Origin of the sequence: Gallibacterium genomosp. 1 (assembly GCF_001678575.1) — a bacterium.
In the GTDB taxonomy this organism is placed as follows: domain Bacteria; phylum Pseudomonadota; class Gammaproteobacteria; order Enterobacterales; family Pasteurellaceae; genus Gallibacterium.
In genome coordinates, this window is sequence record NZ_JTJP01000039.1 from 1 (window position 1) to 12,722 (window position 12,722).

Annotated in this window: 12 protein-coding genes; 9 read left to right on the plus strand and 3 right to left on the minus strand. The window is 39.1% G+C overall.

Going from position 1 to position 12,722, the window contains the following annotated elements; all coding sequences use genetic code 11:
• Nucleotides 1-75: 75 nt before the first annotated feature.
• Nucleotides 76-705 (minus strand): superoxide dismutase [Mn], encoded by a 630-nt coding sequence (gene sodA, locus QV04_RS07870; RefSeq protein ID WP_039085684.1) that lies wholly within the window; start codon nt 703-705, stop codon nt 76-78.
• A 113-nt stretch (nt 706-818) separates the two neighbouring features.
• Nucleotides 819-1,352 (minus strand): ribosome biogenesis factor YjgA, encoded by a 534-nt coding sequence (yjgA, locus tag QV04_RS07875; protein ID WP_065231337.1) that lies wholly within the window; start codon nt 1,350-1,352, stop codon nt 819-821.
• 94 nt (nt 1,353-1,446) lie between these two features.
• Between yjgA and pmbA the strand changes: the two genes are divergently transcribed.
• The 5 genes from pmbA (at nt 1,447) to tilS (ending at nt 7,223) form a co-directional block, all read left to right on the plus strand.
• Nucleotides 1,447-2,796, plus strand: a complete 1,350-nt coding sequence (gene pmbA, locus QV04_RS07880; protein ID WP_065231338.1) for a metalloprotease PmbA — start codon at nt 1,447-1,449, stop codon at nt 2,794-2,796.
• 263 nt (nt 2,797-3,059) lie between these two features.
• Nucleotides 3,060-4,004, plus strand: coding sequence for a bile acid:sodium symporter family protein (locus QV04_RS07885; RefSeq protein ID WP_065231339.1), 945 nt, complete (start codon nt 3,060-3,062; stop codon nt 4,002-4,004).
• A gap of 83 nt (nt 4,005-4,087) precedes the next feature.
• The gene (gene accA, locus QV04_RS07890) at nt 4,088-5,041 is read left to right on the plus strand and encodes an acetyl-CoA carboxylase carboxyl transferase subunit alpha (RefSeq protein ID WP_039171980.1); all 954 of its coding nucleotides are present in this window, start codon (nt 4,088-4,090) and stop codon (nt 5,039-5,041) included.
• Between the two features lie 30 nt (nt 5,042-5,071).
• On the plus strand, nt 5,072-5,935 hold the full coding sequence (pdxY, locus tag QV04_RS07895; RefSeq protein WP_065231340.1) for a pyridoxal kinase PdxY: 864 nt from the start codon (nt 5,072-5,074) through the stop codon (nt 5,933-5,935).
• Nucleotide 5,936: 1 nt separating this feature from the next.
• Nucleotides 5,937-7,223, plus strand: a complete 1,287-nt coding sequence (gene tilS, locus QV04_RS07900) for a tRNA lysidine(34) synthetase TilS (protein ID WP_065231341.1) — start codon at nt 5,937-5,939, stop codon at nt 7,221-7,223.
• A gap of 121 nt (nt 7,224-7,344) precedes the next feature.
• Here tilS and QV04_RS07905 read toward each other — a convergent pair whose 3' ends face one another.
• Nucleotides 7,345-8,169 (minus strand): glycerophosphodiester phosphodiesterase, encoded by an 825-nt coding sequence (locus QV04_RS07905; RefSeq protein ID WP_065231342.1) that lies wholly within the window; start codon nt 8,167-8,169, stop codon nt 7,345-7,347.
• A 235-nt stretch (nt 8,170-8,404) separates the two neighbouring features.
• On the opposite strand from QV04_RS07905, the gene QV04_RS07910 reads away from it, so the two are divergent.
• From QV04_RS07910 to QV04_RS07925, 4 genes are read left to right on the plus strand one after another with little or no spacing between them, the layout of a single operon-like run.
• Nucleotides 8,405-9,478: an ABC transporter ATP-binding protein gene (locus QV04_RS07910; RefSeq protein ID WP_042907325.1), complete on the plus strand. Its 1,074-nt coding sequence runs from the start codon at nt 8,405-8,407 to the stop codon at nt 9,476-9,478.
• Nucleotides 9,475-10,344 (plus strand): ABC transporter permease, encoded by an 870-nt coding sequence (locus QV04_RS07915; protein ID WP_039085672.1) that lies wholly within the window; start codon nt 9,475-9,477, stop codon nt 10,342-10,344. The genes QV04_RS07910 and QV04_RS07915 overlap by 4 nt, the downstream gene beginning before the upstream one ends.
• A complete protein-coding gene (locus tag QV04_RS07920; RefSeq protein WP_039085670.1) occupies nt 10,341-11,183 on the plus strand; it encodes an ABC transporter permease in 843 nt (280 codons plus the stop codon). Before QV04_RS07915 ends, QV04_RS07920 begins: the two co-directional genes overlap by 4 nt.
• A gap of 23 nt (nt 11,184-11,206) precedes the next feature.
• Nucleotides 11,207-12,289 carry an extracellular solute-binding protein gene (locus tag QV04_RS07925; RefSeq protein ID WP_065231372.1) on the plus strand — a complete coding sequence of 361 codons (1,083 nt, stop codon included), beginning with the start codon at nt 11,207-11,209 and terminating at the stop codon, nt 12,287-12,289.
• Nucleotides 12,290-12,722: the final 433 nt, after the last annotated feature.

Genomic DNA, 12,722 nt, shown 5'->3' on the forward strand with positions numbered 1-12,722 from the left:
TACTATGCCGGATTAAATGAAAAAAGCCGCAGTGGATGCGGCTTTATTTCAAATATGTAATCAAATTTTTTAAAATTATTTTGCTAAATGTTCTTCGTAACGTTGAGCAACGAAATCCCAGTTAATAACATTCCAGAATTCTTTAATGTAGTCCGGACGACGGTTTTGGAATTTCAAATAATAAGCGTGTTCCCAAACATCAAGACCAACAAGAGGGAAACCTTCGCAACCAGCAATTTCTTTACCCATTAACGGGTTATCTTGGTTTGCAGTAGAAACGACAGATAATTTACCGTCTTTTAATACCAACCACGCCCAGCCTGAACCGAAACGAGTTGCAGCAGCTTTTTCAAATTCTGCTTTGAAAGCGTCAACAGAACCGAAATCACGTTCAATTGCTTCTTTTAATTTTCCTTGTAAAGTAGTGCCTTTTTTCAATGATTTCCAGAAAAGGGAATGGTTAAAATGTCCACCAGCATTGTTGCGTAAACCGGTACGTTTTTCTGCCGGTACTTTATCTAAGTTTGCAGAAAGTTTTCCTGGACACATTGCTTTTAATTCTTCAGATAAACCTTCAAGTAATGCATTGGCATTATTGACATAAGCTTGGTGGTGTTTTGAGTGGTGAATTTCCATAGTTAATGCATCGAAATGTGGTTCTAATGCATCGTAAGCGTAACCTAATTCAGGTAATGTGTAAGCCATAATTTCATCCTTTTTTGTTAAAAATATTAATAAAAAGTATCATCAGTATTAAATCGGGGAGAAGTGTAACAAATTTTTTGAAAGAAAGCACCTCTATTTCCGATAACATAAACCTATACATCCAAAATATGTGCTTTTAGATATTGATAGATTTCTCGATAAGCTTTAGGTGGCGCATTTTTTTCTTTCTCTTTCAATGCATTACGAATTAAAGCACGTAATTTTTGACGCTCCAATGACGGATAATCATTTAAAAGTTGATTAATTGTTTCATCGCCGTTTTCCAATAATGCCTCACGATAAGCCTCAATTTTATGCAACAGAATCTGTTGCTGATTATGTTTATTCTCGAGTTTATCCAATGCGGCTTGTAATGGTTCAACATCGCGTTGACGTAATAATTTCCCAATAAATTGGATTTGACGACGATAACTTTCACGTGTCAATTTTCTTGCTAAATTAACAGCATCGGTAAGTTGTTCATCCAATGGAATCTGACTCAAAGCACTATCCGATAATGCAACAATTTTTTCTCCCATTTTTTTTAAGGCTTCAGCATCACGTTTTATTTCGCTTTTGCTTACCCAGATAATCTCTTCTTCATCTTCTTCTTGCTGCCATTCAATATCTTTATTTCTATGTCGCATAATCGTTTCCTATTGGTAGTAAAATAATTCGCCATTGTAGCAGAAGTTGGCTAAAATTCCGAAAATCAAATCAGAATGATTAGAGTGAACAAAAATGGAACAGATAAAAAAACAAGATATAGAACAACAACAAACAGTATTAAAAGAAGCGGTCGCTTATGCATTATCTTTGGCAGAAAAAGCAGGGGCAGATGCAGAAGTGGGAGTGACAAAAGTGAGTGGATTAAGCGTTTCTACTCGGCTAAGTGAGATTGAAAATTTAGAGTTTAACAATGACGGAGCAATGGGAATTTCCGTTTATATTGGTAATAAAAAGGGAAATGCCTCTACATCGGATCTATCAGAGCAGGCGATTAAGCGGACTGTTGAATCGGCATTGTCCATTGCAAAATATACATCGGAAGATCCTAGTGCTGGATTAGCGCCAAAAGAGTTGATGGAATTTAATCCATCGGATTTACAGCTTTATCATCCGGCAAATATTAGTGTGGATCAGGCAGTGGCATTGGCATTAGAGACAGAAAAAATAGCACTAAATTATGATAAGAGAATTATCAATAGTGAAGGTGGTAGTTTTAATTCTAGTGAAGGAATTCGAGTTTATGGCAATACATATGGAGTATTGAATAGTTACCCTTCATCGCGTTACTCACTTTCTTGTAGCGTAATTGCTTCTGAAAATGATCATTTAGAACGTGATTATGAATATACTATTTCACGAAAATTCAATGAGTTAGCAACGGCAAGTTGGGTTGGAGAACATTGCGCTCAAAAAACATTGTCAAGATTAAATCCTCAAAAACTTAGTACATTAAATGTGCCTGTTGTTTTTCTCAATGATGTTGCTACTGGGGTTATTGGACATTTGGCCTCAGCTATCAGTGGTGGTGCACTATATCGAAAATCCTCTTTTCTCTTGGATAAATTGGGCGAGAAAATTTTGCCGGATTGGTTTGAAATTATAGAACGTCCACACCTTTTATCCCAATTAGCTTCAACACCGTTTGATAGTGAAGGAGTGAAAACGAGCGATCATAATATTATTGTTGATGGTGTCTTACAAACCTACCTTTTAACCTCTTACAGTGCCAAAAAATTGGGAATGCAGACAACTGGACACGCCGGAGGTATTCATAACTGGTTGGTTAAAGCGAATAGTGAGGGAGGACTGGAGGCATTGCTTAAACAGATGGGAACAGGAGTATTGGTGACAGAATTAATGGGACAAGGTGTAAATTTAGTGAGTGGTGATTATTCTCGTGGTGCATCCGGTTTCTGGGTGGAAAATGGTGAGATTAAATTTCCAGTTTCTGAAATTACGATTGCTGGTAGTTTACCGGAAATGTTTAAACAAATTGTTGCAGTGGGTGATGATGTTGAGTTGCGCTCTAATATTCGTACCGGTTCAATTTTGATTGAACAGATGAAAATTTCCGGTGAATAGAAGTTAATAAATGAGAATAATTCTTATTGACTATATATTTTTATCTGATATGATAATTTTCAGGTCAGCATTGCAAGTGCAGTCCGGGTAGTAAAAGTAGAGTAGAAAGTAAATTTGTAGTAATAAATAAAGGCGAGAAAGGAGTTCTCGCCTTTATTTTTTTAAATAAATCGACAAAACGATTGAAAATTTTCAATAGAAGGGTAAATTTATAGGCTTTCATTCAAACTTAACAATAAAAAACTGTATTTAGGACAAAATTTATGCAAACACTACAAAAAATTAGCCAATTTGCAGGCAAAACATTTTCTCTTTGGGTTCTACTTTTTGCTTTTTTAGCCTATCAATTTCCAAGCCATTTTTCATCATTGATTGCCTATGTCCCTTATTTATTAGGTATCGTAATGTTTGGTATGGGTATCACTTTGACGGTTAATGATTTCAGTGAAGTGGTGAAACATCCAAAAGCCGTAGTAATCGGTGTGGTATCACAATTTGTGATTATGCCTTTGATTGCTTTTGCCTTGGCAAAAGGTTTCAATTTACCGGCGGATTTAGCGGTCGGTATTATTTTGGTTGGGGCTTGTCCGGGCGGAACTTCTTCTAATGTAATGACCTATTTGGCGAAGGGTAACACAGCGCTTTCCGTTGCTTGTACTTCAGTTTCTACTTTATTGGCACCATTCTTAACACCGGTAGTTTTCTATGTGCTAGCGAGTCAATGGCTTGATATTGATGCCTATGCGATGTTTATTTCTGTGTTAAAAATCGTTTTATTCCCAGTATTTTTAGGTGTGGTGGCAAGAACGTTATTGACTAAACAGATGGTGAAATTAGGTACTTGCACTCCATTGGTGTCGGTGATTGCGATAGTATTGATTCTTGCGGCAGTAGTAGCAGTAAGTAAGGACAAAATTATTGAATCAGGCTTATTAATTTTTATTGTGGTGGTGTTACATAACAGTTTAGGCTATTTGCTAGGTTTTTTTGTGGCAAAATTGTTTAAGTTAAATTTTGCAGATAGTAAAGCGGTGGCGATTGAAGTGGGAATGCAGAATTCCGGCTTGGGGGCTGCATTGGCAACCGCTTATTTCAATCCTATTGCAGCTGTACCGAGCGCTGTGTTTAGTTTTTGGCACAATATTTCCGGGCCGATTTTAGCCACTTTTTTTGCGAATATAGATAATAAAGATAAGTTAACAAAATAGAAAAACACTGCAAACTTAGAAAAAAAAGCATAGAATAAACGGCATTCTTGTGCCGTTTATCTCTAATGACAAAAGGAAACTTTATGAATCAAGATTTTTTAGATTTCGAACTCCCTATTGCCGAACTTGAGGCAAAGATTGATTCACTCCGTTCTGTATCAGGACAAGATGATAAAATCAATCTCGATGAAGAAATTGCAAGATTAAAAAAGAAAAGCGAAGAGCTGACTAAAAAAACTTTTGCCGACTTAACGGCGTGGCAAGTTTCTCAAATGGCTCGCCATCCGCAACGTCCGTATACTTTGGATTATATTCAATATATTTTCACTGAATTTGAGGAGTTAGCTGGGGATCGTGCTTTTGCTGATGATAAAGCAATTGTTGGCGGTATTGCACGTTTGGATGATCGTCCAGTAATGGTTATTGGTCATCAAAAAGGGCGTACCGTAAAAGAAAAAGTAATGCGTAATTTTGGTATGCCGGCACCGGAAGGTTACCGCAAAGCATTGCGTTTAATGCAGATGGCGGAACGTTTCAAAATGCCTATTATCACTTTTATTGATACTCCAGGTGCTTATCCTGGCGTTGGTGCGGAAGAGCGTGGTCAATCTGAAGCGATTGCCCGCAATTTACGTGAGATGTCAATGTTAAAAGTGCCGATTGTTTGTACTGTTATCGGTGAAGGCGGTTCCGGTGGTGCATTGGCGATTGGTGTCGGAGATAAAGTCAATATGTTGCAATACAGTACCTATTCGGTGATTTCACCGGAAGGTTGTGCTTCCATTCTTTGGAAAAAAGCGGATAAAGCCTCTACTGCTGCGGAAGTAATGGGATTAACGGCGGATCGTCTTAAAAAATTGGAGTTAATCGACAGCATTGTTGAAGAGCCATTAGGTGGTGCGCATCGTCATCCAGAGCAGATGGCACAAAATTTAAAAGCACAACTTAATGCTGATTTAGAGGAATTATCCGTGTTGGATAGTGAAGCCTTGCTTGCTCGCCGTTATCAACGTTTGATGAGTTACGGTTATTGTTAAAATAAAAATGAATTAAAAGGAGAGATTGAAATGAAAAATGTTTTATCAATTCAATCACATGTGGTTTATGGTTATGCCGGTAATAAGGCGGCGGTATTACCAATGCAATTGCTCGGCGTTGATGCGTGGGCATTGAATACAGTGCAGTTTTCTAATCACACGCAATATCAGCGTTGGAAAGGAATGGTAATTCCTAAGGAGCAGATTGCTGAAATTACACAAGGAATTTCTGATATCGGGGCTTTATCTGAATGTGATGCGGTATTGTCTGGCTATATCGGTGCAGCGGAGCAAGGACAAGAAATACTCAATACTGTTAATACTGTCAAAAAAGCCAATCCGAAAGCTATCTATTTTTGTGATCCGGTGATGGGACATCCAGATAAAGGTTGTGTCGTTGCGCCTGGGGTGGCGGAATTTTTGGCAAAAGATGCCATTAGCCAAGCGGATATTATTGCACCAAATTTAGTTGAGTTACGAGAATTAAGCGGTTTAACGGTAGAGAATTTCACTCAAGCATTAAAAGCAATAGAAGCCATTTTAGCTAAGGGACCGAAAAAAGTATTGGTGAAGCATCTCAGTCGTGTTGGGCAGAACCCGAATAAATTTGAAATGGTGTTGGCGACACAACAGGGAATGTGGCATATCAGCCGTCCGTTGCACGAATTTGTTGGGCGTGATCCAGTGGGTGTGGGTGATATGACCAGTGCAATTTTCCTTGCTAATTTATTGAACGGAAAGTCGGAAGTGGCGGCATTTGAACATACCGCAAATGCAGTTAATGATGTAATGACCGTTACCAAAGAAGCAGGTAAATATGAATTGCAGATTATTGCCGCTCGCAATTTGATTGTAACACCGACCAGTCAATATCAAGCGGTGAAAATTGCTTAATATGGATTTGATTACTGTACTAAGACAACAGATAGAACAAAACGCCTTGCAAAACAAGGCGTTTTTAGTTGGTTTGAGTGGAGGTGTTGATTCAACAGTTCTGTTGCATCTTTTTGTGAGACTTTCGGAACAAATGCCTATGAAGTTTCGTGCTATCCATATTCATCACGGTATCAGCAACAATTCCGATTATTGGCTAGATCATTGTCGACAACTTTGTCAACAGTTCAATGTTTCATTCTGTTTTGAAAAAGTGCAAATTCAGGATCACAGTAATATTGAAGCTCAAGCACGACAGGCACGTTATCAAGCTATTCAACAACATCTCAACAGTAATGAAATGCTTGTTACTGCTCATCATTTGGATGATCAAAGTGAAACTTTTTTATTGGCATTAAAACGAGGTAGTGGGGTAAAGGGCTTAGCAGCAATGCCAACATTATCTCAGCTCTTTTCTGTGCCGATCTTCCGCCCGTTATTAAGTGTTACTCGGCGACAATTGGAGCAATATTTAGCGACAAATCAATTAACTGCTATTTTTGATGAAAGTAATGATGACTTGCGTTATGAACGTAATTTTTTACGTCACCAGGTTTTGCCGTTGTTGCGGCAACGCTGGGCAACGATTGATTTAGCAATTGTGCGTTCTGCACAACATTGTGCTGAACAGGAGCAATTGTTGGAAGAATTGCTACACCCTATTTTTCAACAACACCTAATGGAAGATAATAGCCTGAATTTGCAAGGATTTCACGACTATTCTTTGGCAAAACAGCGTTATTTATTACGTTATTGGTTTGCACATTTGCAACAACCAATGCCGAGTCTAAAACAGTTGCAGGTATTACTGAATGAAGTGGTCGGAGCGAAAAATGATCGTCAACCGGAATTACAGCTTAATCAAAAAGTAGTACGGCGTTATCAGCAACAGCTCTATTTAACGCCGCTTTATCAAGATTTACGCACAATAAAATTGCCAATTCAAATTGGCGAAACAGTGATATTACCGGATAATTTAGGTGAATTGCGTTGTTATCAACAACATCATCATCTTTGTTTTGAGTGGCAACAGCAGCAATTAATTTTACCGCTACCGAAAGCGCCATACCAAATTACTATCGGTTTTCACTATTCTAAAACGGTAAAAATTAAAGCTAATACAAAACATACTGACATTAAAAAAGTATGGCAGATGCTTGCTGTGCCACCGTGGCAACGCAATCGTATTCCACTTATTTTTATCAACGAACAGCTGAAAGGAGCAGTGGGTTATTTTATCGTTGTTTGATTTTAAGGCATAGTGGACAGAATACTGGATCTTTTTAAGAACACTATGCCGGTTATTATATATTGGTTTTTACCTTCTGAGCTTTAACCTAAGAGAGTGCTTAGGTTAGATTTTATGACGGTTAATAAGGCACTTTCCCCGCTTTTTCAATTAATGATTTTAGATACGGAATATCATCGTGGCTGAGCATATCGATCAAGCCTTCACTTAGCCATTGGATAATTTCGCTTTCGGTATCATAGCCGTATTTTTGATTGTACATTTCTAACACGGGGATTTCTTTGGATTCGTGCAGATACATTCTCACTGACAGCCCTGCTTTTTTGTAGGCAATTAAATCTTCTTTGCCAACATAGTGGTATTCCACGCAAACACTGCTGGCGTTTGATCCCAACACCGCACTGAGCTGATCGTTATAGCGTGCGAGGGTAACCACTTGCAAACGCAATGCTGGTAATAATGCTTTGACTTTATTAATTAAAACGTGATCAAAGCCTAATAGCAAAATTTGATCTACCGTGTTGGTACGTTGCAACATTTCCGCTAGCACTTCGGCAAAACGCTGATGATTACGGCGTTGTTTGGCTTCTACAATCAAACCGACATTATTTTCTAATGCCCATTTCAACACGGTTTCTAATTCCACAATGTGCGTACCTTTGAATTCAGGTGAGAACTTTTCACCAAAATCATAGCGTTGTAGCTCAGCAAGAGTCATTTGTTCCACATAACCTTCACCGTTAGAAACGCGTTCGATAGAAAAATCGTGGATAACCACCATTTTTTCATCTTTCGTCATCGCAATATCTAGCTCAATGCTGTGCGTGCCTGCCTCCAACGCACCGACAAACGCAGGCATTGTATTTTCAGGATATTTTGCACTATAACCACGATGACTATTTGCCAAAACCTGCCCTTTTTCTGTTACGTTAAACTCAAATGCCATTTTTCTCTCCTATTTTTTAATTTTCAATTTAATTTTTAAATTCATTTTAGAGTTGATAGCTTGTGTTAGCAAATTAAATTCGATTATTACACCTTTATTTTACTAAAATATGTGATCTCATTCACAAAAATAAACTTATTAGAATTTAATAATTAAATTCTAATTGCGTAAAAATGAAGATTTGGTTTAGAGTAAGATTATCAACTGGCAACCCACCTAGAGGAGCGACTCAACAATGGCAAAACTCGAATTACGCAATATCACCAAAAAATTTGGCGATTTTTATGCCGCCAATAATATTTCTTTCACCGCAGAAGAAGGAGAGTTTGTTACCTTGCTCGGCCCGAGCGGCTGTGGAAAAACCTCGCTCTTAAAACTAATTGCAGGCTTTCATAAGGCTGACGAGGGCGAAATTATCATCGGTGATCGCCCCGTGAATAACATTCCACCTGAAAAACGTAACACGGCGATGTGTTTTCAATCCTATGCCCTTTTTCCGCATTTGAACGTTTCGCACAATATTTGCTACGGCTTGAAACAGAAAAATGTGCCGATTGATGAGCAAATCGCCCGTTTAAATGTGGCATTAAAGCAAATGGATTTGGAAACGCAAAAGCTGAAACTGCCCTCTGAGCTTTCAGGTGGTCAGCAACAGCGTGTGGCATTAGCAAGGGCAATGGTAACCCGTCCTGATGTAATTTTATTTGATGAGCCATTATCAAACCTTGATGCCAAATTACGCGAAAGTGTACGTTTTGAAATTAAGCAACTTTCTCATCAATACAATCTTACTAGTATTTATGTGACCCACGATCAGGCGGAAGCCCTGTCGATGTCCGATAAAATCATTGTGTTGAATAAAGGGCAAATCGAACAAATCGGCACGCCACAAGAGATTTATTACCAACCGAAAAATCGCTTTATTGCCGATTTTATTGGCGTGGCAAACATTACTAAAGCGAACGTCAAACATTGGCAAGATGATCTCTATCAAGTGGATTCCCTTTGGGGCAAATTTATTGTGCAATCCGCCCACAAGCCTGTGGCTGAGAATATTTATATTTGTTTTCGTCCTGAAGATGCCGTCCCTTGTGAGCCAAATAGCAATGTGGAGAATAAATTTAGCGTCAAAGTGCTACAAACCGCCTTTATGGGCAATATGACTGAAGTGCAAGGCTTGGTAACTTCAGGTTTGCCAAATGAGAAAGTGCGGTTGCAATTAACCAAATTTTCGCCGTTGTTAAATCAATCAGAAGAATTATTTTTCACCCTCGCACGCAATGCCATTCGTTTCTTGGAGGCAGTATGAAATCGGTAAAACAAGATCTCAAGGCTTGGCTACTGTTAAGCACAGGGCTTGGCACGATTTTATTATTAATGGGTTCAACCTTTTATTTAGTGGTGGCACAAAGTTTCGGCTTACAAAATATGTATGGCGAACCCTCGCATTTCACCTTGGATTACTGGCAAGAAGTGCTGAGCAACCCGATTTTTCATAAATCCTTTTGGTATTCCGTGCGGGTTTCCTTCCTTGGAGCGTTGCTGTCGATTTTGGTCGCCTACCCTATCGCCTTATGGCTACGCAACCCAATGAAAGGCAAAGAATTTATCATCACCTTTTTCCGTATGCCGATGCTTGTGCCGGGCTTGGTAGCCGCCTTTTTGTTTATGAATATGATTTCCTATCACGGTATTTTAAACGAAACACTGGTTTGGCTCGGCATTTGGCAAGAACCAAAATCCCTACAAAATGATAGCTTCGGCTGGGGCATTGTGATTTTGCAAATGTGGAAAAATATTCCCTTTGCGTTAATTTTGGTTGGCGGTGCAGTCAATTCGCTGAAAAGTGATCTGTTTGATGCTGCGTCAAATCTGGGTTCAAACAGTTGGCAGCGATTTATCTATGTGATCTTTCCTCTCACGCTCGGGGCGGTGCAAGTCTCCTTTATTTTGATTTTTATCGGTGCGTTGGGCGATTTCGCCTTTTACAGCATTGCGGGTCCGCGTGATACCTACTCTCTCGCTCGCTTTATGCAAATGAGTGCTTATGAGTTTGAAGAATGGAATCAAAGTGCGGTGTTGGCAATGGTGATAATGCTGACTTCTGCCCTAGCCTCCGTTCTCATCACCTTAATTATTCGTCCATTATCTGTTAAACGAGGAGCGGTAAAATGAACAGAATCCAAAGTAACAACACCCGTTTAATTAACCGCATTGTGCTGATCTTTTTTGTGGTGGTGAATTTTGTTTGGTTGGTGTTGCCTTTCTTAATGGCTGGGCTGTGGTCGCTGGTTGATCCGCAACACCCTTGGAGCTATCCCGATATTTTCCCGCCTGTGCTGTCTTTTGAGCGTTGGCATTATGTGTGGGAAAACACCGCCCTGAAAGAAGCAATGCTGAATAGCTATACCATTGCGCCGATTGTTTCTTTAATCGCCATCACGCTTGCCTTGCCAACAGCTTATGCCTTTGGACGAATGGAGTTTCGTGGTAAAAAAATTGCCGAACTTATTACCTTAATTCCTTTGGTGATCCCAGGAATGATCATTGCGCTATTCTTTAGTGCGGTGTTAATTCAGCTCAACATTAGCAATCCAATGATCGGCATTATTATCGGGCATACAGTAATGACATTACCTTACGCGATTCGCATTTTATCTTCAGGATTTTCTTCTGTTCCACAAGATTTGATTGATGCAAGTCGCGATCTTGGTGCGTCAAAATTCACCACCTTTAAAGATGTTTATCTACCTATGCTAAAACCCGCATTTTTGGCGTCAATTATTTTCTGTTTAGTGAAAAGTATCGAAGAATTTAGTATTTCTTTTGTCATCGGTTCACCAGATTTTATCACCGTGCCAACCATACTTTATTCTTTCTTGGGCTACTCTTTCATTCGCCCAAATGCCGCCGTGGTATCGATCATCTTACTAATTCCAAACGTTATCTTGCTGTTAATTATCGAGCGTTTATTGAAAGGTAACTATTTATCACAATCCACAGGCAAAGCCTGATTTCCACCAGAGGAGAAACAATGATGAAAACTCGTCTTATCAAAACCGCATTAATCAGTTTAGGGCTAACCACCGCCCTGTCCGTTTCGGCTTCCCAAGATCTCAGCCAAAAAAGCTGGGAAGAGATTGTGGCACAAGCTAAACAAGAAGGCTCGGTAACCTTTAGCGTGTGGTATTTACAACCGCAATTCCGTCTTTTTGTCAAAGATTTTGAAAAAACCTATGGCATCAAAGTGAAAATTCCTGAAGGCACTTTAGACGGTAATATGAATAAGCTGATCGCTGAAAAATCCCTTAGTAAAGGGAAAATGGACGTGATCGCCATCGCTGCCGACAATTATCCTATCGTGCAGAAAAATGATGTGTTACGAAATCTCAACAGCTTGCCTAATTTCGCTCAAGCCAACCACGCTTTGCAAGGAGTGAAATTTGGCAATCAAGCAATGGGCTTTTGGGGCAACCAAACAGGCTTTGCCTATGATCCATTACGGGTTTCAGAAGATCAGTTACCACAAAGCTGGCAAGAAACCGTGAACTATATCCAAACTCACCCGAGAAAATTTGGTTACGCTGATCCAAATGGTGGGGCTTCGGGCAAAGCCTTTATTTTCCAAGCCTTGCTCAACATCAGTGGTAATTATGATTATCAAAACACGCCTTTTGACGCAGCTCAAACCGAAAAATGGCAAAGCACTTGGGATTGGTTCAATCAAAATAAACAAAATATGGTACGCACCGCCTCGAACGCGGACAGCTTAACACGCTTAAATGATGGCGAATTAGATATTGTTTCCGCTTGGCAAGATCACTTGTTCAGCTTGCAAAAACAAGGTGCGGTAACACCAAGATTGAAATTCTATGTGCCAAAATTTGGTATGCCGGGCGGTGGTAATGTGGTGGTTGTCGCACAAAATGCTCCACACCCTGCAGCAAGTTTAGTGTTTACCAACTGGCTAGTTTCACCTGAAACGCAACAAAAATTAGCCGACCATTTTGGTATCCGCCCATTAAATGCGGAAGTGGGCGAAGCGGATATTCCATTCTTCCCACTAGATTGGAGCAAAGCCGCCATTGCTGATTTCACCAAAGAAGTGATCGCAAAATAAACGGAATAAGCTAAGGTTCACCTTAGCTTATTTTTTCGCTATTTACATTCAAAAAATGCGGGATTTGCTTCAGCTTGTTATTTTGAACTTAAACATAAGAAAATGAGATGAAACTTTTGCTAAAAGTTGCATTTTGGCTTCCATTCCTTTTTTGAGAAAATTCTTTTAGTAAATTTTTTCGTATTATCTTTTTTAAAAAGCCACCAATTTCAGAAAAATCAAGCTATAAACTAGCTTTATCGAATTCACTTTTATTGCCTGCAAAGATATATTCTTCAAAGGAGCTTGAACTTCTAATATAACTGTAATGTACCATTACACTTTTTAAATGAATTTTGAATTTGCTTATAAAAAAACTGCACTCTCTTGGTGCAGTAAATAATGAAAAAGACAAAGTAAGATTATTTCGCTGAAACCTGCTGTAAAAATAATT

What these genes read in the sequence shown, in the direction of transcription:
- QV04_RS07910 (WP_042907325.1), top strand. Translation starts at nt 8,405, where the DNA reads ATGGCAAAACTCGAATTACGCAATATCACCAAAAAATTTGGCGATTTT.
- QV04_RS07905 (WP_065231342.1), bottom strand. Translation starts at nt 8,169, where the DNA reads ATGGCATTTGAGTTTAACGTAACAGAAAAAGGGCAGGTTTTGGCAAAT.
- accA (WP_039171980.1), top strand. Translation starts at nt 4,088, where the DNA reads ATGAATCAAGATTTTTTAGATTTCGAACTCCCTATTGCCGAACTTGAG.
- tilS (WP_065231341.1), top strand. Translation starts at nt 5,937, where the DNA reads ATGGATTTGATTACTGTACTAAGACAACAGATAGAACAAAACGCCTTG.
- sodA (WP_039085684.1), bottom strand. Translation starts at nt 705, where the DNA reads ATGGCTTACACATTACCTGAATTAGGTTACGCTTACGATGCATTAGAA.
- pmbA (WP_065231338.1), top strand. Translation starts at nt 1,447, where the DNA reads ATGGAACAGATAAAAAAACAAGATATAGAACAACAACAAACAGTATTA.
- QV04_RS07885 (WP_065231339.1), top strand. Translation starts at nt 3,060, where the DNA reads ATGCAAACACTACAAAAAATTAGCCAATTTGCAGGCAAAACATTTTCT.
- QV04_RS07925 (WP_065231372.1), top strand. Translation starts at nt 11,207, where the DNA reads ATGAAAACTCGTCTTATCAAAACCGCATTAATCAGTTTAGGGCTAACC.
- QV04_RS07915 (WP_039085672.1), top strand. Translation starts at nt 9,475, where the DNA reads ATGAAATCGGTAAAACAAGATCTCAAGGCTTGGCTACTGTTAAGCACA.
- yjgA (WP_065231337.1), bottom strand. Translation starts at nt 1,352, where the DNA reads ATGCGACATAGAAATAAAGATATTGAATGGCAGCAAGAAGAAGATGAA.
- pdxY (WP_065231340.1), top strand. Translation starts at nt 5,072, where the DNA reads ATGAAAAATGTTTTATCAATTCAATCACATGTGGTTTATGGTTATGCC.
- QV04_RS07920 (WP_039085670.1), top strand. Translation starts at nt 10,341, where the DNA reads ATGAACAGAATCCAAAGTAACAACACCCGTTTAATTAACCGCATTGTG.